This window comes from Yinghuangia seranimata (assembly GCF_029953285.1).
Lineage (GTDB): Bacteria > Actinomycetota > Actinomycetes > Streptomycetales > Streptomycetaceae > Yinghuangia > Yinghuangia seranimata.
Map to the genome: position 1 here is coordinate 1 of NZ_JASAOI010000010.1, position 18,835 is coordinate 18,835.

At 74.9% G+C, this 18,835-nt stretch carries 16 protein-coding genes and 1 pseudogene; 8 read left to right on the forward strand and 9 right to left on the reverse strand.

What is annotated here, in order from left to right:
* Positions 1–463 precede the first annotated feature (463 nt).
* Positions 464–991 (reverse strand): Fur family transcriptional regulator, encoded by a 528-nt coding sequence (locus QI554_RS06370; RefSeq protein ID WP_281466810.1) that lies wholly within the window; start codon positions 989–991, stop codon positions 464–466.
* 67 nt (positions 992–1,058) lie between these two features.
* Here QI554_RS06370 and QI554_RS06375 point away from each other — a divergent pair, with 67 nt between their 5' ends.
* The 3 genes from QI554_RS06375 (at position 1,059) to QI554_RS06385 (ending at position 5,275) form a co-directional block, all read left to right on the forward strand.
* Complete coding sequence (locus tag QI554_RS06375) at positions 1,059–2,864, forward strand: hypothetical protein (protein ID WP_281466812.1); 1,806 nt, start codon at positions 1,059–1,061, stop codon at positions 2,862–2,864.
* 90 nt (positions 2,865–2,954) lie between these two features.
* Positions 2,955–3,581: a precorrin-8X methylmutase gene (locus tag QI554_RS06380; RefSeq protein ID WP_281466814.1), complete on the forward strand. Its 627-nt coding sequence runs from the start codon at positions 2,955–2,957 to the stop codon at positions 3,579–3,581.
* A gap of 101 nt (positions 3,582–3,682) precedes the next feature.
* A complete protein-coding gene (locus tag QI554_RS06385; protein WP_281466816.1) occupies positions 3,683–5,275 on the forward strand; it encodes a precorrin-2 C(20)-methyltransferase in 1,593 nt (530 codons plus the stop codon).
* Between the two features lie 975 nt (positions 5,276–6,250).
* Here QI554_RS06385 and QI554_RS06390 read toward each other — a convergent pair.
* Positions 6,251–7,003 carry a cobalt-precorrin-6A reductase gene (locus QI554_RS06390; RefSeq protein ID WP_281466818.1) on the reverse strand — a complete coding sequence of 251 codons (753 nt, stop codon included), beginning with the start codon at positions 7,001–7,003 and terminating at the stop codon, positions 6,251–6,253.
* Between the two features lie 74 nt (positions 7,004–7,077).
* On the opposite strand from QI554_RS06390, the gene QI554_RS06395 reads away from it, so the two are divergent.
* On the forward strand, positions 7,078–8,169 hold the full coding sequence (locus tag QI554_RS06395) for a cobalt-precorrin-5B (C(1))-methyltransferase (RefSeq protein ID WP_281466821.1): 1,092 nt from the start codon (positions 7,078–7,080) through the stop codon (positions 8,167–8,169).
* A 459-nt stretch (positions 8,170–8,628) separates the two neighbouring features.
* On the opposite strand, the gene QI554_RS06400 is transcribed toward QI554_RS06395, so the two are convergent.
* A complete protein-coding gene (locus tag QI554_RS06400; protein WP_281466823.1) occupies positions 8,629–10,095 on the reverse strand; it encodes a dihydrolipoyl dehydrogenase family protein in 1,467 nt (488 codons plus the stop codon).
* Between the two features lie 137 nt (positions 10,096–10,232).
* Positions 10,233–11,333, reverse strand: a complete 1,101-nt coding sequence (locus tag QI554_RS06405) for a Zn-dependent alcohol dehydrogenase (RefSeq protein ID WP_281466824.1) — start codon at positions 11,331–11,333, stop codon at positions 10,233–10,235.
* 766 nt (positions 11,334–12,099) lie between these two features.
* Here QI554_RS06405 and QI554_RS06410 point away from each other — a divergent pair.
* Positions 12,100–13,302 (forward strand): hypothetical protein, encoded by a 1,203-nt coding sequence (locus QI554_RS06410; protein ID WP_281466826.1) that lies wholly within the window; start codon positions 12,100–12,102, stop codon positions 13,300–13,302.
* On the opposite strand, the gene QI554_RS06415 is transcribed toward QI554_RS06410, so the two are convergent.
* On the reverse strand, positions 13,262–14,107 hold the full coding sequence (locus tag QI554_RS06415; protein ID WP_281466828.1) for an MOSC domain-containing protein: 846 nt from the start codon (positions 14,105–14,107) through the stop codon (positions 13,262–13,264). The two genes, QI554_RS06410 and QI554_RS06415, sit on opposite strands and share 41 nt — an antisense overlap.
* A gap of 244 nt (positions 14,108–14,351) precedes the next feature.
* Here QI554_RS06415 and QI554_RS06420 point away from each other — a divergent pair, with 244 nt between their 5' ends.
* The 3 genes from QI554_RS06420 (at position 14,352) to QI554_RS06430 (ending at position 16,618) form a co-directional block, all read left to right on the forward strand.
* Positions 14,352–14,525, forward strand: a complete 174-nt coding sequence (locus QI554_RS06420; RefSeq protein WP_281466831.1) for a hypothetical protein — start codon at positions 14,352–14,354, stop codon at positions 14,523–14,525.
* Positions 14,526–14,696: 171 nt separating this feature from the next.
* Positions 14,697–15,320, forward strand: coding sequence for a GTPase domain-containing protein (locus tag QI554_RS06425; protein WP_281466833.1), 624 nt, complete (start codon positions 14,697–14,699; stop codon positions 15,318–15,320).
* Complete coding sequence (locus QI554_RS06430) at positions 15,317–16,618, forward strand: hypothetical protein (protein ID WP_281466836.1); 1,302 nt, start codon at positions 15,317–15,319, stop codon at positions 16,616–16,618. Before QI554_RS06425 ends, QI554_RS06430 begins: the two co-directional genes overlap by 4 nt.
* Before the next feature lie 10 nt (positions 16,619–16,628).
* Here the strand turns inward: QI554_RS06430 and QI554_RS06435 are convergent, their stop codons facing one another.
* The 4 genes and pseudogenes from QI554_RS06435 to cbiT all read right to left on the reverse strand — a co-directional run.
* On the reverse strand, positions 16,629–16,967 hold the full coding sequence (locus QI554_RS06435) for a hypothetical protein (RefSeq protein ID WP_281466838.1): 339 nt from the start codon (positions 16,965–16,967) through the stop codon (positions 16,629–16,631).
* Between the two features lie 237 nt (positions 16,968–17,204).
* Positions 17,205–17,516 carry a hypothetical protein gene (locus QI554_RS06440; RefSeq protein WP_281466840.1) on the reverse strand — a complete coding sequence of 104 codons (312 nt, stop codon included), beginning with the start codon at positions 17,514–17,516 and terminating at the stop codon, positions 17,205–17,207.
* Positions 17,513–18,256: a precorrin-4 C(11)-methyltransferase gene (gene cobM, locus QI554_RS06445; protein WP_281466842.1), complete on the reverse strand. Its 744-nt coding sequence runs from the start codon at positions 18,254–18,256 to the stop codon at positions 17,513–17,515. The genes QI554_RS06440 and cobM overlap by 4 nt, the downstream gene beginning before the upstream one ends.
* Positions 18,253–18,831 (reverse strand): annotated as a pseudogene (gene cbiT, locus QI554_RS06450) (precorrin-6Y C5,15-methyltransferase (decarboxylating) subunit CbiT); the annotation flags it as partial. The pseudogene cbiT and the gene cobM, both read right to left, overlap by 4 nt.
* Positions 18,832–18,835: the final 4 nt, after the last annotated feature.

Here is an 18,835-nt window from a genome sequence, read left to right on the forward strand (position 1 = left end):
AACGGCAATATCTTGCCGTTTCCGTCTCTTGAAAACCGTTCCCGGTAAGGGGGCGGACGGCCGCAGCCCGGCGCCGCACCCGACCGACACCGCCCGCCCGGCCACCGCGCTGGGACCGCAGCCCGGCGACGCGAACGAGACCACGCGCGCCTTCACACCCCGCGCCCCTCCCGATAGCTGCCGGGTTTTCTGCGCGGACGGGCGGCTGTCAAGCCGCCCCCTCGAACACGTCACAGGCCGCCGGGACTTCGATGACCCCACCGCGGCTTGACAGCCGGTCGGCCGCGCGGACCATCAAAAGTCGGGAGGGGCGCCAGGACACCGCCGGCAGACGGGTCAGGGACGGTGCAGGTCTTTGACGTCCACGCCGCGACGGGCGAGCCCCGCAACGCAGACGGCGGCTGGCTCGCACGTCCGCGACGCGACTCCGCGACGGAGTGGGCCGAATGCCCCGAACCCCGCCCTACTGCCACCACGCCGTCGGGGCGTCCGGTCGGGGTTTGCGGTACCGCAGGGAGTCGAAGCAGCTACGGCACACGCCGGTCAGCGCCGCGCCCGTCGGGATGAGCCGGAAGCCCGAGCGCTCCACGAGGTCGGCCGCGACCGGGTCCAGCAGGTCGCCCGGGGCGCGTTCGACACGGCCGCAGTCGCGGCACACGAGGTGGACGTACGTGCCCGCCTCGCCCAGCTGGTACGTGGCGGCGTCCTGACCCATCCTGGTCTGGACGACGAGACCGAGCCGCTCCAGCGCGTCCAACGCCCGGTAGATGGTGGTGCGGTGGACGCCGGGGGCGGCGCGGTTGACCTCGGCGAAGATCTGGTCCGCGGTCAGGAATCCGGACGTGTCGGCCAGCACCCGCAGGACCGCGGTGCGGGCGACGGTGACGCGTTCACCGTGCGCACGGATGCGCGCAACCGCCTCGGCCACGACCCGGTCGGCCGTCTCGGCGTCGTCGGGGGCGGGGGTGGGGGGTGGCGATCCGTCGTCCATATGCAACAGTGTTGCATCTAGGCGGACCGCGGGCGAGGCGGGGCGACGCGAGGGGAGGTGCGGCGGCATGACGACGGACGAGCGGGCGGCGGCAGCCGTGGTGACGGCTCCCCCGGCAGCGGCCTGCGCGGCCGCGGCACCGGCGGTCGACACAACGCCCGACCCGACGACCCGCCCCGCGGCCGTCCCGACGACTGACGAGACGACCGAGCCGATGACCGAGCCGATGACCGGCCCGGCGACCGGCTCGATCACCGACGCGACGGCGAACGCCGAGGCGGCACCGGGTGCGTCGCAGTCTGACCGTACGCATGAGGCCGCCGTCCGCACTCGCCCCGACGCGTGTCCCGGCACCATCGACGCCGCGCCGGCCGACGACGGGCTGATCGCCCGCGTCCGCCTGCCGGGCGGGCGGCTGAGTGCCGCCGGCCTGCGCGTGTTGGCCGCGTGTGCCGCCGAACTCGGTACCGGGGAGCTCGACCTGACGGTGCGTGGGAACGCCCAGCTGCGCGGACTCGACGAGACCGGCGTCCGGGCCCTCGCTGGACGGCTCGCCACAGCAGGGCTCTACCCGTCGGCGACCCACGACCGGGCCCGGAACATCGTCGCGAGCCCGTTCGCGGGAGTGGGGCGCGACCCGCGGGCGTACGTGGACGCCGAGGCGATCGTGACGGCGCTGGATCAGGGCCTGTGCGACGACCCTCAACTCGGCGTGCTGCCAGGACGGTTCCTGTTCGCGGTGGACGACGGCGGCCTGCCGGTCGCGACCGCCCGCCACGACGTCGCGCTGGTGGCTGTCGGCCCCGACGAGCTCGCGTTGGCCGTGGGCGGCGTCGACACGGGCATCCGCGTTCCCGAACACGAAGCCGCCCACGCCGCGTTGCAGGCCGCCCGCGCATTCCTCCGCCTGCGCGGGTCGGCAGGCGAGGCCCACGGAGCCTGGCACGTCCGCGAGTTGCCTGGCGGCGGTGAGTCGCTGGCTGACGCCCTGCGCGGCGGCGACGAGACCGTTGCCGGGCGCAGCGCCCAGACGCACAGGCACGGGCACAGGCACACGGACACGCACACGACAGCCACCTCCAACGATGCGGAATCAGCCGCACAGGGACGGGCGACCGCCGACCGTGCGGCCGCCGGCACGCGCCAGGGCCTCGCGGCCCAGTCCACTCCGCCCAGCCTTACCCCCGGCGCCGCCGAACCGGCCGCGCAGGCGCAGACGATCGCAAACGCCGCGGCCGCCCAGGCGCACCTCGGTCCCGCGTCCGAGTCCATGCCGGCCGGCCCCACGTCCGCCGCTGCGGAAACGGCTGCGCGAGGTCACGCGTTCGCCAGCCTCGCTTCCGCCGACTCGTACCCCGGTCCCGCATCCGAGTCCACGCCGCCTGGCCCCGCGTCCAACCCTGCGCCCGCCGTCCTCTTCCGCCCTCGCGTCGAACCGCCCGTCGGGGTCGTCCGGCAGCGGGACGGCCTGGCCTCTGTCTCGGTGCTCGTGCCGCTCGGGCGGCTCGGTCAGGCGCAGCTCGTGCTGCTCGCTGACCTGTGCGACCTGCACGGCGCCCGGCTTCGGGTGACCACCTGGCGTGGGGTTGTGCTCGTCGATGTGTCGGCCGGTGTTGCCGATCAGGTCGCTGCTGCGCTGGAGGCTGCTGGGCTGCCGGCTGATCCCGCCTCGCCGTGGCGGGCGGTCAGTGCGTGCAGCGGGGTCGGTGAATGTCGTCGGGCTCGGGCGGATGTCCGGGGGATGGCACGGGCGTTCGTCGCGTCCGGGGAGGCGGATCCCGTCCGGGCGGTGCACTTTGCGGCGTGTGAGCGCGGTTGCGGCAAGCCGCCCGGTGCCGCGCTGCGGGTCGTCGACGAGCCGCCTCCGCCCTGACGATTGCCCCGACCATGCGCTGAGCGTGGTCGATCCGACCAACCCCCTGACCCACCCGTCGAGTTCCCCGTACGAGAGGTTTCCCCACCCGTGGACGACTGGCTGAAGGACGGCGCCGAGATCTACCGCCGCTCGTTCGCGACCATCCGTGCCGAGGCCGACTTGAGCCGGTTCCCGGAGGACGTCTCGCGGGTCGTGGTCCGCATGATCCACGCGTGCGGCATGACCGACCTGCCGTCCGACGTCGGGTTCCACCCCGACGTGGCCCGCGCGGCGAGCGACGCGTTGCGGGCCGGGGCGACGATCCTGTGTGACGCGCAGATGGTCGCGTCGGGCGTCACGCGGGCGCGGCTGCCGCGCGACAACCAGGTCAAGTGCCTGCTGTCCGACCCGCGTGTGCCGGCGCTCGCCGCCGAGCAGGGCACGACGCGTAGTGCCGCCGCCGTCGACCTGTGGGGCGACGACCTGGCCGGTGCGGTCGTCGCCGTCGGCAACGCGCCCACGACGCTGTTCCGGCTCCTCGAACTCCTCGACCAGGGCGCGCCCGCGCCCGCGGCGATCATCGGCGTGCCGGTCGGCTTCATCGGCGCCGCCGAGTCGAAGCAGGCGCTCGCCGAACGCGCGGGCGACATCCCGTTCCTCGTGGTGCACGGCCGTCGCGGCGGCAGCGCGATGGCCGCCGCCGCGCTGAACGCGATGGCCAGCGAGAAGGAGTAACCGCGGGCACCCGTCCCGCAGCACGCAGCCCGCGCGCGCCGCCCCGCACCGCCGCACCCCTCGTCCGACCCGACCGTACGTCCCGACCCGCCGGAGCCTCCGTGACCACCGACCCCGCCGTCCCGTCCGCCGCCGAGCCCCAGGGCGCGCCCGCCGCCACCGGCCGTCTGTACGGCGTCGGGCTGGGCCCGGGCGACCCCGAGCTGATGACGCTCAAGGCGCACCGGCTGATCACGTCCGCGCAGGTCGTGGCGTATCCGGTGAAGAAGGGCGCCCCGGGCGTCGCGATCACCATCGCCGGCCGCTACCTGAGCGACGACCAGATCCGGCTGCCGATGGAGTACCCGGTCACCACCGGCACGACCGACCACCCGGGCGGATACGACGGCGCGCTCGCGGACTTCTACGACGAGACCGCCGCCGAGATCGCGGCGCACCTGGACGCCGGGCGCGACGTCGCCGTGCTGTGCGAGGGCGACCCGTTCTTCTACGGCTCCTACATGTACTGGCACGAGCGGCTCGCCGACCGCTACCCGGCCGAGGTCGTGCCGGGTGTCACGTCGGTCAGCGGGGCTTCGGCGATGCTCGGCCGTCCGCTGGTGCAGCACGACGAGGTGCTGACGATCCTGCCCGGGACGCTGCCGCCGGACGTGCTGGCCGCGCGGCTGCGTACCGCCGACTCGGCGGCCGTCATCAAGCTCGGGCGGCGGCACTTCGAGGACGTGCGCGCCGCGTTCGAGGACGCCGGGACCGACGGGCGCACGTGGTACGTCGAGCGGGCGACGACCGCGCGGCAGCGCATCGCGCCGCTGACGGAGGTGGACGCCGCCGACGTGCCGTACTTCTCGCTGGTGGTCACCCCGTCCGCCGCGCCCGGCACCCCGTTCGCGACCAACCGGACCCCGGCCGTCGTCGAGCCCGACTACGCGGTACCCGAACCGACCGGCGAGCCGGGCTCAGTCGACGTGGTCGGCCTCGGGCCGGCCGGGCCGACATGGCTGACCCCTGAGGCGCACGCTGTGCTGGCCGCCGCCGACCACCTCGTCGGGTACGGGCCGTACGTCGCGCGCGTGCAGCCGCGGCCCGGCCAGAAGCGGCACATGACCGACAACCGGGTCGAGGCCGAACGCGCCCGGCACGCGCTGGCCCTCGCCGAGGCCGGCGCGCGCGTGGCGGTCGTGTCGTCGGGCGACGCGGGGGTGTTCGCCATGGCGTCTGCGGTGCTGGAGGCCGCGGACGAGACCAAGAGCCCGGTGCCCGTGCGGGTCGTGCCGGGGCTGTCCGCGATGCAGGCCGTCGCGGCGCGGGCGGGCGCGCCGCTCGGGCACGACTTCTGCGTGATCAGCCTGTCCGACGTGCTCAAGCCGTGGGACGTGATCGCCCGACGCCTGACGGCGGCGGCCCAGGCCGACCTCGCGGTGGCCATCTACAACCCGGCGTCCAAGACCCGGCGCCACCAGATCGCCGACGCCCGCGACCTGTTCCTCGCCCACCGCGACCCCGCGACCCCGGTCGTGGTGGCCCGCGACGTCGGCGGCCCGACGGAGGCGGTGCGGGTGGTCGCGCTCGGCGAACTGGACCCGGAAATCGTCGACATGCGCACGCTCCTGATCGTGGGCTCGTCGACGACCCGCACCTACCCCCGCCCCGACGGCACGGTCGGCGTCTACACGCCGCGCCGCTACCCGGCCTGACGCAGGGGCCTGGCGGCCGTGCGAGCCCGACGACGGCAACGGCCGGGGCGGCGCGACAAAGCCGCCCCGCACAGCGGCTGCGCAACGACGGGCGCGACAGTCTGCTGCCCCGCGCCAACACCCCTCACGAGCGCTCCGCGAACTGAACTCGGAGACCGGGCGCATGCACACGCTGCTGTTCGTGGGCTCGTCGACGACCCGCACCTGCCCACGCCGCTACCTGGCCTGACGCGCGGCCGCGCGGCCGGGTCCGGTCGACGGCGGGACAGGTGTGGAACAGTGGTCAGCGAAATGCCTGGATTGACGGGGTTGAGTCGAGCGGGGCGGGACGACGGCCGCCGAGCCGAAGCCCCACGCAGCGGACGCACGACGCCGGGCGCGGCACGCCGCACGGGCTCGCCGCGCCCGTCGGACCGGGACCAGCCGTTGCTCACCGGGCGCGGGCCGGTCGCGTCAGGCCACGATTCGCTGCGTCCACTCCACCCCGTCGGCCACGGTCGCCGGGCCGACGCTCCACGCGGCGGTTGCGCGACGACGGACCCGATGGCCTGTTGTCCCGCGGCAACCCGCCGCACGGTCGGCCAGCAAGCGCTCCAACCACCACGGCCGCGAGGTCGTGGTCAGGCCATGGGGGCAGTCTCGGCGCTGGGGCGGAGGTTGCTCGCCCGCGCCGGGCGTGGACGGCCGACGCCTGGACCCCCTGGCTGGTGGGGAGCTCACCACGCAGGGCGGGAGGTCCCCGCGATCAGCGCGGGCGTGTACGCAAGCGCGCTTGCTGCGCCTGCGCGCGGCGGGCGGCCCTCGCACTGTGTCGGCGAAAGCGCGCTCGCTGAATGCGTGTTCGGCGTGTCGGTCACCTGCGCGGACGGCCTCCGTATCCCGCGCAGCCGTGCCACGTCGAGCCGCCCGCACCCGTCGGGCCTGGGTCAGCCGTCGCGCGGGCTCGTCGCGTCAGGCCACCGTGGGCCCGTCGCGTCAGGCCACGATTCGCTGCGTCCACTCCACCGCGTCGGCCACGGCTGCCACCTGCTGGTCGGCCGTCACCTCTGGGCGGTCGATCATTACGACCGGGATCCGCAGGGCGCGGGCAGCCCGCAGCTTTGCGGCGGTCAGGGTTCCTCCGCTGTCCTTCGTCACGATGACGTCGACCTCGTGCCTGCGCATCAGGGCGATCTCGTCGGCGACGTCGAACGGGCCTCGGGCGAGGAGCAGTTCGCAGTGGCGTGGCACCGGGCCGGTCGGCGCCTCGACGCTGCGGAGGAGGAACCACAGGTCGTCCAGGTGGGCGTACGGCTCGGTCTCCATGCGGCCGGTGGTCAGGAACACCCGGCGGCCGACCTCCGGCAGCAGGGCGGCCGCGGCGGTGGCGGAGCCCACGTGTCGCCAGTCGTCGCCCGGTTCCGGGGTCCAGCCCGGGCGTTGCAGGCGCAGCAGCGGCACGTCGGCCTCGCCGCACGCGGTGACGGCGTTGGCGGAGATCCGGGCCGCGAACGGGTGGGTCGCGTCGACGACGGCGGTGACCCGCTCCGCGGCCAGCCACGTCGCGAGCCCGGCCGCGCCGCCGAACCCGCCGATGCGGGTCTCGCCCCTCGGCAGCACGGGGTTGCTGGTGCGGCCTGCCAGCGACGACACGATCCGGGCGTCCGGCAACGCGTCGGCCAGCCTCGCGGCGAGCGCCCGCGCGTCGGCGGTCCCGCCGAGGATCAGCACCGTCCGCCGGTCCGCCACCGCCCGCACCCCGCCTCGCCCGTCGTCTGTCTTCCGATCCCCCATCCCACCACTCCCCCTGCCGAGGCTCTGACGTGACCCGCCCTTCCGGTCCCCTGCGGCGCGGCTGGACGACCGGCGCGTGTGCGACGGCGGCCGCCACGGCCGCCTACCAGGCGCTGCTCACCGGCGAGTTCCCCGACCCGGTGACGATCACCCTGCCGGGCGGCCAGAGCCCGGCGTTCGCGCTGGCCGTCGAGGAGCTGCGCGAGGGCTCGGCGATGGCGGGCGTCGTCAAGGACGCCGGCGACGACCCGGACGTGACGCACGGTGCGCTCGTGCGGGCCACGGTCCGCCGGACCGCGCCGGGGGCCGGTGTCACGTTCCGCGCCGGGCCCGGCGTCGGGACCGTCACGCTTCCCGGCCTGCCGCTCGACGTCGGCGAACCCGCCGTCAACCCGGTGCCGCGCCGCATGATGCGCGAGCATGTGGCCGCGCTCGCCGAGCGGTTCGGGGACCCGGGCGCGGTCGAGATCGAGCTGTCGGTGGACGACGGCGAGGCGATCGCCGAGCGGACGTGGAACCCGCGCCTGGGCATCCTCGGCGGGCTGTCGATCCTCGGCACGACCGGCATCGTGATCCCGTACTCGTGTTCGGCGTGGATCGACTCGATCCGGCGCGGCATCGACGTGGCGCTGGCCACCGGCGAGCTCCACGTGCTGGGCGCGACCGGGACGACGTCCGAGCGGGTGGGCGCGGAGGCGTACGGGCTGTCCGGCACGGCGCTGCTCGACATGGGCGACTTCGCGGGCGCGCTGCTGAAGTACCTGCGCCGCCACCCGATCCCGCGCCTGACGATCGCGGGCGGCTTCGCCAAGCTGTCCAAGCTCGCCGACGGACACCTCGACCTGCACTCGGGCCGCTCGCAGGTCGACCTGGATTCGCTGGCCCGACGCGTCGAGGGGCTCGGTGCCGGCGCGGAGCTCACCGAGGCCGTCCGCGGCGCGAACACCGCCCTGCACGCCCTCCAACTGGCCCGCGCCGCGGGCCTCCCGCTGGGGGACGCGGTGGCGGAGGCGGCGCGGGCGAAGGCGGCCGAGGTGCTGGCGGGGTCGGCCGTACCGATCACCGTGGACGTGATCGCCATCGACCGGGGCGGGACGGTGGTGGGCCGGGCGGGGCCGTGACGCGTCGCCCGGGTCCGTCGTCCCCACCTCCGGTAGGCCACCAACCGTGCTTGGCCGCGCGGGGGGACGATGCAAGACGGGCGTCGGCAGAAAGCGCAGCGGTCGCCCGGGCCCGACGCGCGGGAAGACGTTGCCGCCGTGCAGGCCGGTGTGCGCCGGCAGGCCGTCTCTCGCCCCGGCGCGGCCGGACGGCCTCCCGCACGACGGACGTCGCCGGTGCGCCCCGCTGTCGTCCGGCTCCCGAGGCGTGTCTGGGGAATCTCTTTGGATCAGCCCGCGTCGCGTGGTGCGTGCGCCCCGGGTCCAGCGGCCCTCCCATGCGCCTTGCTTGGGACGGCCGCCAGGCCCGGCTGCTCGTACTCGGTCGTACTCGGTCGTACTCGCGAGGTCCTGGGACGTCGCGAGCGCGCGTGCCACGCGACGCGGGCCCGGAGAGATCCCCCGGACACGCCCTGGCCCTCACCCCCGGTAGGCCTCCAGCAGCCTCAGCCACACCTCGCTGATCGTCGGGTACGCCGGGACCGCGTGCCACAGCCGGTCGATCGGGACCTCGCCCGCGATCGCGATCGTCGCCGCGTGCAGCAGCTCCGCCGTGCCCGGGCCGACGAACGTCGCGCCGACCAGGCGGCCCCGGTCGAGGTCGACGACCATGCGGGCCCGGCCCTTGTACTCGTCGGCGTACAGGTACGCGCCGGCGACGGAGCCCATGTCGTAATCGACCGCGCGCACCCGCATCCCGGCGCGCTCGGCCTGCTCGGTGCTCAGGCCCACGGCGGTCGCCTCGGGGTCGGTGAACACCACCTGCGGCACGGCGTGCACGTCGGCGGTCGCCGCGTGGGCGCCCCACGGCAGGGTGTCCTGCCATTCGTCCCGCGCCCGCGCGACGATGACCGAACCGGCGATCCGGGCCTGGTACTTGCCCTGGTGGGTGAGCAGCGCGCGGTGGTTGACGTCGCCGACCGCGTACAGCCAGCCGTCCTCGACGTCCGTCACGCGCAGCGTGTCGTCGGTGTCCAGCCACGCGCCCGGCGTGAGGCCGACTGTGTCGAGGCCGAGGTCGCCGGTGCGGGGCTTGCGGCCGGTCGCGAACAGGACCTCGTCGGCCTCCAGCGTCGACCCGTCGTCGAGGGTGAGCGTCACCGGGCCGTCGGCGGCGGGACGCGCGAGCCGGGTCGCGGACACCCCGAACCGCACGTCGACGCCCGCCTCGCGCAGCCCGTCGGCGACCAGTTCGCCGGCGAACGGCTCCATGTTCGGCAGCAGTCCGCCGCCGCGCACCAGCAGCGTGACCGACGAGCCGAGGGCCTGCCACGCGGTGGCCATCTCCACGCCGACGACCCCGCCGCCCACGACCGCGAGGCGGGCGGGCGCGGCCTTCGCCGACGTCGCGTCGCGGCTGGTCCACGGGCGGGCCTCGGCCATGCCCGGCAGAGGCGGCAGCACCGGGTCGCTGCCGGTCGCCATGGCGACGGCGTGGCGGGCGGCGAGCCTGCGCTCCGGGCCGCCGTCCGACGGGCTGACCACCACCCGGCGCGGCCCGGCCAGCCGGCCGTGCCCGCGCACCAGTTCGGCCCCGATGCCGGTCAGCCACCCGGCCGCGCCGGAGTCGTCCCAGTCCCCGACCACGGCGTTGCGCCGCGCCACCACCTCCGCCGTGTCCAGCCGCCCGGTCACCGCCTCCCGCGCACCCCGCACCCGCCGCACGTCGGCGACGGCCTGCACGGGGCGGAGCAGCGCCTTGCTGGGCATGCAGGCCCAGTACGAGCACTCCCCGCCGACGAGCTCCTGCTCGACGACGGCCACGGTGAGCCCGCCGGCCCGCACCCGGTCCGCGACGTTCTCCCCGACCGGGCCGGCGCCGACGACCACGACGTCGAACCACTCCTCGGCGGGGTCGGCGCCTGTCTGCTGCTGCTCGGTGCTCACAACGGGACTCCTTGCGGGCGGGGACGGTCGGCCTGCCCCGAATTCAACCCGGCTTCGCGAGGGAGGTCACCGCGACAGGCCGGACGCGGGCGGCACGTTCCGCACCGATCCGACGGCCCCCGCCTGCCCGCCGGCTCCTACGCCTGGTCGAACACCACGATCGAGCGCGCCACGTCCCCGCGCCGCAGTGCCGCGTAGCCGTCGTTGACGTCCTCCAGGCGGATCCGGTGCGACACCAACTCGTCGAGCATCAGCCGACCTTGCAGGTACAGCTCGACGTAGCGCGGCATGTCCGCGGTGAAGTTGTTCGAGCCCATGTGGACGCCCCGCACCGACTTGCCCTGCCCCCACAGCGCGTACGCGGGGATGTCGACGGTGGCCGTCATGCCGCCGATCCCGACGACGTACATGCTGCCGCCGGGGCGGGTCATCGCCAGCGCCTGCGCGTTGGTGGCCTTCGCCCCGACGGCGTCGAACACGTGGTCGACGCCGACACCGCCGGTCAACGCCGTCACGGCCGCGACGGGGTCGCCCGCCCCGGGATCGACGTCGTCCGTCGCGCCGACGGTACGGGCGAGCTCGCGCTTGGCGGCGAGCAGGTCGACGGCGACGACCCGGGCCGCGCCGCGCAGCCGGGCGCCCTGCACGATGTTGAGCCCGATACCGCCGCAACCGACCACCGCGACGGTGTCGCCCGCGCGGATGTCCGCGGTGTTGCAGGCCGCTCCGACGCCGGTGGTGACCGCGCAGCCGATGATGGCCGCGACGTCCAGGGGCATGTCCTTGCGGATCGCGACCACGGCGTTCTCGTGCACGAGCAGCCGCTCGGCGAGCCCGCCGATCTTCGCGTGCGCGCCGACCTCGGCCCCGTCCGCACGACTCAACCGCGGCGGTTCACCCGCCGCCCGCTGCGTGGCCTGCCGGTCGACGCACAGCCAGGTCTCCCCGCGCAGGCACAGCGCGCAGCGCCCGCAGAACACCGACAGACAGGCGATGACGTGATCCCCCGCCGCCACCCGCGTGACCCCGGCCCCGACCGCCTCGACCACCCCCGACGCCTCGTGCCCGAGCACCGTCGGCGGCGTCCCGGGCACACTCCCGTCGAGCACATGCAGATCGGAATGACAAAGCCCGGCGGCCACCGTACGAACGAGCACCTCCCCGGGCCCAGGCGCGTCGACCCGCAGGTCGGCGACGACGAGCTCACCGGGCTGGGACTCGAGCAGTGCGGCGCGCATGGGGATGCCTCCTCCGTCGTACAGCAGTTCCGACGCGCATCACAGCAGCTCGGGCAAGAGGAAGGAAGGGAGGACACGCGCACGCACGGTGCCCCCGACGAACCCACACGTCAACGCTCCGCGCCGGAACGGGTGATGCCACCAGACAAAGAACCCGACCGCGGGGCGCCGGGGGCGACGCGCCGCGGGGCGAGGCGACGTAAGGCGCGGGGCGACGCGAGGCGGGGCGACGCAAGGCGGCGAGGCAGAGCGGGGCGCGGCGGGGCGGGGCAGACCGGGGCTGCGAGGCAGAGCGGGGCGGGGCGGCACGGGGCGAGGCGGCACGGGGCGAGGCGAGGCGAGGCAGCGCGGCGCGGCGCGGCGCGGGGCGGGGCGGGGCGACGTGGGTTCGGGGGGCGGTTGGCGGCTTCGGGCGCTGTCGGTGCCGTTGGCGGTTCTGGGGCGTCGGGTCCGGCTGCGGACGCGCCGGCAGGCCGCAGCTGCTCGCGCGGGTGCGAGGACGCGGTGCCGGGCTGCAAGGGTGCGGCGCTGCCGAGTTCCCCGTGCCAGCCGCCGCTCAGCAGCCGGCGGCGCGGTTATGGGCGCGGCATCAGGAACTGTGGCTGCCCTGGTGGGTGGCCTGGCGGCGGATCCGCGCGGACGTGGCATCGATGGGTGTGGTGCGCGAGTGCCCTGCGGACGCGATGGCAGGCCCAGGCCGACGTTGGGGTGCGTGGGCGCAGGGGCCGGCCGGGGGTCTGTAGGAGGCCTGGCATGATCGTCTGGCATGTCGTCACCCATCAGCGTCGATGAGCAGTTGCGGCTCAATCGGCGAGCGCTCCGGTTCGTGGCCGTGCCCTTTGCCGTGCTGTCGGTCGGGCTCCTCCTTGCGTTCGGTGTCCAGGGCTCGGCCTTGTGGCGGACCATCGGCGGGATGCTCGTCGGGACGTATCTCGGGCTGCTCGTGCTGAATCCGTTGTGGTGGCTCGGGCCCGCGCGGTGGTTCGGGGTGCGGGCGAGGATGGTCGTGGCGGGGGGCGGGCGGCTGCGTGGGGTGAGGGTGACGCGGTCGGGCATGGTGGTCGTCCGCCGTGCCGCGGCCTTTCCGTGGGGCGTCGTCGCGATGGCGGACGCCGGGGTCGGGCGGTTGCGGCTGTGGGGTGCGTACGCGGCCTGGCTGCTGCTGCAACTCGGCTGCGCGGCGGTCGCGTTGGCGGTGGCCTCCAGCGTCTGGGTGACGCTGCCGGCGCTGGGGCTCATCATGGTCGTCGCGATGCTGGCGCTGCCCCTCCCCGGGGTCTCGAACGCGCCCGGGTGGATGCTGTTCCGTCTGCCCGCCGCGGACGCGTCGGTGTTGCCGCAGGTGACCTGGGACGACGCCGAGGCCTCGGCGGTCCGAGCCGCCGCGCTCAGCGACCTCGACGGGTGCCGTACCGCGCTGGACTCGGCCGCGCCGGACCGGCCGTTCGCGGCGGTGCTGCGCTGCGAGCTGGCCCTGAACGAGGGGCGCTACGCCGACGCGGGCGTGCTCGCCGCGGAGTTCGGGCCGCGGCAGCCGTTGGGCCTGCTGGGCAGTCAGTTCGCCCAGGTGCTCGTCCGCGCGACGGTGTACCTGCACGAAGAGGCCGAAGCGCAGGGCTCCCCGCTCCCCGCGCCGGGCTACGACATCGAGGCCGCAGCGACGGTCGTGGCGTGTGTGCCGTTCGGGCCGCGGGCGTCCGACGCGTTCGCGCTCTACTGGCACCTGCGGGGCGAGCCCAAGCGCGCGGCGCAGTCCGTCGCGCAGGCCCGGGGCGCGGCCGTCACGCCGTACGCCGCAGCGCACATCGAGTGCACCGCGGCGCGCGTGGCGGCGGCTGCCGGGCGTCATGAGCAGGCCGCGGCCGCGTTGCGGGTGGCTCGCGAGTTGGCGCCGGGCCTGGCGCGGATCGGGGTTGTGGAGCGGTTGGTCAGTCGGTCGCAGGGGCTTCCGGTTCCGCCCACTGGGTGACGGTGACGTCGTCGCCGACGGTGACCGTGCCCGGGGTGGCGACGGAGTACTGCGAGGCGAACAGCACGCCGCCCTCGGGGCCGCGGCGGTACGTCGCGAGGATGCGGAGCGGCTCGGGCCCGGCCTTCACGCCGCGCTGCTGGTCGACGGTCGTGACGACGCAGCGGCCGGCGACCTTGGCGAAGCCGAGTTCGGCGCCGCCGACGCGGATGTGCCGGGCGCGGTCCTCGGCGTGCGGCTCGTCCCAGCCGTCCACGATGATGTTGGGCCGGAACCGGCCGATCGGCAGCGCGGGCCGGTCGGCCTCGGCGAGGCGGCGGTTGAGTTCGCGCAGTGAGGCGAGGGACGCGATCGTCACCGCGCCGCCGTCGGCGAACGCCGCGGTGCCGGGCAGGAGTCCCTTGGTCACGCGGCCGTGCTCGGCGGCGGGCGGAACGCGCATCAGGCGGCAGGGCGCGCCGAGGACTTCGGTGAACCAGGCGGCGGCGTCGGGCCCTTGGTCGACGCCGCGGTAGGGCTGCTTGAACATCTCGATGGCGACGCGTTCGCCGTCGGGGTCGACGCCGAGCCGCAACTCCTCGACCCCGTCGGCGGAGAGCACGAGCTTGGCGCCGTCCGCCTCGACCGCGGCCCGGACGACGGCCAGCTTCGGGTCGGTGCGCTGGCTGCGGAAGACGCCGTTCTCGTCGACGACGATGAACGTGCGGTCGTGCGCGACGCCCGCGGCCCCGACCGGCGCGGTGCGCAGCGGGACGCCCGCGCAGCCTTTGACGGGATAGGTGAAGAGATCAACAACGGTCGCCATGCCGCCAGCCTAGCGACCCAAACCGGACAGCCCCGTACAGGCCAGGACGCGCATCCCACACATCGCGCCACGGACGGGTTCCCGCCGGACACGCCCACGATCGCCCGAATCGTGCCGGCGGCGCGGCGGGCGCCGGCCGACGTCCGTCGGACACGCCCACGGTCGCGGCAATTTGCCGTTTATAACCTGGATGTGCAGTAGCTCTAGTGACTGGTAAATCGTCCCCCATGCCCTAGGAGCCAGCATGAAGATCCGCCGCATCATCGCGTCCGCCGCGCTCGCCCTCGCCGCCGTGGGCGTCGCCGCGCCGGCCGCACAGGCCGACGTCAAGGTCAAGCAGTGGGAGTCCACGCACGTCGTCGTCGGCCACAAGATCGTCGTCGACCGCGAGTCGCACACGGTCGTGTGGGTGCGCTGACCCCGCCCGGGCGGGGGGGCCGCGGCCCCGCCGCCCCCCCCCCCCCCGCCGGGGGGGGGGGGGGCGGGCCCCCCCCCGGGGGGGGCGGCCGGCGAACCGGCCGCCCGCCGCCCCCTCGAATAAGCCCGTTCGGCCGACACGGGCAATCGTTCCTGCCGCACACTGGCCTTCATGCCGGTCAGTCTCGGGACACGGGTCTCCGCGTGGGTCAGGCGCCGCCACATCCGGACCGTCGCCGTCCTCGGACCGCCCGCCGTCGGCAAGACCACCCTGCTGCGCTACTGGAGCACCCGCCGGGTCGGGAGCGCGGCCTACAGCCCCACCGGCGCTCCCCAGCCGCTGCCCCACGTCGCGATGACGTCCGGCGGCCGGCGCGTGCTGATGCCGGGCCTGACCGACGTCAGCGGCAGCAAGTACTCGTGGAGCGGGTGGCAGGAGGTCGCCCAGGACACGCGCGTCGTGGTGTACCTGGTCAACGCGGAACACCTCGTCGAGTACGAGCTGTCCGACCGCGAGACCGCCGCCTGGGAGCGCATCGGCGACGACGCCGGCATCATCGGACCCCTGGTCGACGCGGGCGTGGTCGACCGGTGCGTCATCGCCGTCACGCACCGGGACCGCGACGACCGCTACGCCGAACTCGGCGTCCACTACCAGGCGCACGTCGAGGAACAGCTCGACGGCGTCATCATCAAGCTCGGCGGCTCCGAGAAGGTCCACGTCGTCACCGGCAGCCTCGCCGACGCCGCGGGCGCGGCCGAACTCACCGACGCCATCCTGGGCTGGCTGCGATGAACGCCGCCGCCCCGCCCCCTCGCCTGACCGACGCGCAGGACGGGCTGCGCGTCGTCCTCGTCGACCAGGGCCCCGGACACACCGAGTTCCTCTGGATGGACGGCACAGTCGCCCCCGAAAGCGCCTTCCACGCACGGCAGTCCGCCCACGAACTGTTCGCCCGCATCGTCTCCGCGGCCGCGCGCCGCCGCGAGTTCGACCGTACGCGCGCGGTGCGGTGCGGCCGCTGGCTGCTCGTCGAGACGCCGCTCGACGGGCACGACGACGTGGGCCGGCCGCTCGCGGTGACCCTGGCCGCGCACGTCGGCGGCGGGTTCCTCCGCGACCGCACCGCGGGCTTCGGCGAGCTCGCCGAGGCGGTCCTCCACGGCAACGGGCTCCCCGCGCCGATGCGTCCGCTGCCCGTCGTGCTCGACCGGGCCGAGTGGGTCACGCGCGGCCGGCTCTCCCGCCTCCTCGGCCGCCTCGCACGTTTGTTCGCGCGCCCGCCGGCCCCCGAGCCGCTCTCCGGTTCCGCGATGCTGCTCGAAAGGAACACCATGACCCCGCGGCCGCAGCTGAACCAGCGCCTCGTCGTCCTCACCCGCGACGCGTACAACCAGGCGCGCATCACCAGCCCGCGGCTGCTCGCCGATCCGCTGACCACCGTCGTGCCTTTCCCGCTGCGGCCGCCCTGGACCGGGCTCGACGGGCTGGCCCCGATCGGCGCCGACCTGCGCCCGGGCGCCATCTTCGTGCGGAACCGCTTCGACGGCGACCGGTACGTCGAGACCGGCGGCGCGTACGAGGCCATCTCGCTGGCCAAGTTCCGCGAGTTCGCCCGCATCTGCCAACTGCTCGGCGCCCGCAGCCTGGAGGTCGAGGAGCTGCGCGAGTACGCCGCGACCGGCCAGCGCGTGGCGGTGGCGTACCTGCGCGCCGGCATCGCCGACGTGTCCGGCGCGGGCGGCAGCGCGAACTTCCAGCGCATCGCACAGCGCTTCCACTCGGTGTGGGAGTACCAGACCGGCGTCCGCGACCAGGAGCAGGCCGAACAGGTCGCCGCCCGCAGCGGACTGCGCGCCGACCCGATGATCGGCGGGCTGCTGGACGGCCGCCGCTACACCGCGAACCCGCTCACGCGGCACGAAGTGCTGCTCGACATCTCGTCCGAGGCGCAGAAGGAGATCACCTTCGCGCTCGGCCTCGAGACCCTGCTGATCGGCGTGGACGCGGGCTTCGGCGGCAAGTTCGACCAACTGCGGGGCCAGTCGCAGCAGATGCAGCTGAAGGTGCAGGTGGACTTCGGCGAGGCGTGACCTCGGCGCGTCATTCCTCGGGCAGGCACGTCGGTTCGGCCGGGGCGTCGTACGCGACGACCAGGCTCGGATCCGCAGCGTCCGTGCCGCTTTCGGCGAGGAACACGTCGAGGACGTCCGGCGGTGTGGCGGGCGACAGGTGCAGCACGACGCGGTTCAGTGGAACATCCACGGCCCAGTTGCCGTAGACCGGCGTTCCGGACTCCCGGAGCCGGATCGCGGTGCGGTCCAGGCGGGTCTTGAGCATGTCCAGCGACTCGATCCCGAACTCCGGTCGGCCGGTGGCGGGTTGGTCCCCGGCCGGGGCGGCGGCGGCCGAGCCGAACGGCAGGAGGGGAGCAACGAGCACGCCGGTGAGGACCAACGCGGCGCCGCAGAAGAGCGATCGGGCACGGCAGACGCCGGAAGCCCGGCGTACGGTCGGGCGCGCAGGGGACGGGAAGGGCTGGGGCACCGTCGTTCTCTCGGACGTGGCTGAGGCCGCCCGCCGCGGATGAGGCGGCGGGCGGCCCGGACGTCCTCGACACTGCCGACACCTGATGAACGACCGATGGACGATCGCTGCACGCGGACGACCGGCGGCCGTTCAGTCCGGCTCCCGCCGCCCCCACAACCGCGGTTCCAGGCCCAGCCCCCGCAGCCAGGCCCGTTCGCCCTGCCGCACGACGGCGGCTCCGTTGGCGGCGAGCAGCGCGAGGACGTCGTCGCCCGGCGCACCGCCGAGGGCCGCGATGACGACCGGAACATCACCGGCGGCGACCGTGACCACGTACTCGTACTCGCCGCCGTTCAGGTCCTGCCCCTCGATGGTCAGGGTGCCGTCGGCGGCGAGCCGGGCGTCGACGTGGAGCCGGTTCGCGGCGTACATCGAGACCTTGCGGTCGCCGGTCTCGGTCACCGCACCCGTTCCGGGGAGTACAAATGGCTTTCGCAGAAGCCGGTGGCGTCGCCGAGGGAGCGGCCGACCATGATGACGGCGACGGCCTTGATCCCGTTGTCGTGCACGAGCGCCTCCAGGTCCGCGAGGCGCCCGCGGGCGATGAGTTCGTCGGGGCGCGAGGCCCGCGCGACGACGGCGACCGGGCAGTCCGCCCCGTAGAGCGGCGTGAGTTCGGCGACGATGCGCGCGGTCTCGCGGACCGCGAGGTGCAGGACGAGGAGCGCGCCCGAGCGGCCGAGGGTCGCCAGCTCCTCGCCGGGCGGCATCGCCGTGGAGTTGTTGGAGACGCGGGTGAGGACGACGGTCTGGTTCACGCCCGGGAGGGTGAGTTCGCGCCCGAGCGCGGCGGCCGCGGCCGCGAAGGCCGGGACGCCCGGGGTGATGTCGTAGCCGATGCCCAACGCGTCCAGCCGCCGGATCTGTTCGCCGACCGCGCTGTAGAACGACGTGTCGCCCGAGTGCAGCCGGACGACGTCGAGGCCGTCGTCGTGCGCCGCGACGATCTCGGCGACGATCTCGTCGAGGGTCAGGTCGGCGGTGTCGACGAGCCGGGCGTCCGCCGGTGCGGCGTCCAGGAGTTCGCGCGGGACGATGGCGCCCGCGTACAGGCACACCGCCGCGTTCTCGATGAGCCGCAGGCCGCGCACGGTGATCAGGTCGGCCGCGCCCGGGCCCGCGCCGACGAAGTGGACGGTCATGCGGCGGGTCCTTCCGGCTTGACCGCGACCCACTGCGTCACGGGCATGAGCGGCCGCCAGCCGGTGAACTTCCCGACCGGAGCCGAACGGCTGATCTGTATGCGCGTCAGGTCGCCGCCCAACGCGTAGCGGTGGCGCACGAGTTCGGCCTCGGTCTCCGCAGTCACCGCGTTGGCCACCAGCCGCCCGCCGGGGCGCAGCGCGGCCCAGCACTTCTCGACCACGCCGGGCACGGTCAGGCCGCCGCCGACGAACACCGCGTCGGGCGGGTACGCGACGGTCAGCCCGTCGAGCGCGGCGGGCGCGGTGCCGGTGACCAGGACGAGGCCGCGCGCGCCGAGGGCGTCCGCGTTGGCGCGCACCCGCTCGGCCCGCGCCGTGTCGGCCTCGACGGCGACGGCGCGGCACGACGGATGGGCGCGCATCCACTCGATGCCGATGCTTCCGCTGCCCGCGCCGATGTCCCACAGCAGTGCGCCGGCACGCGGCGCGAGCGCGGCGAGGGTGACGGCGCGTATCTCACGCTTGGTCAACTGGCCGTCGTGGGCGTACGCGTCGTCGGGAAGGCCCGGCACGAGG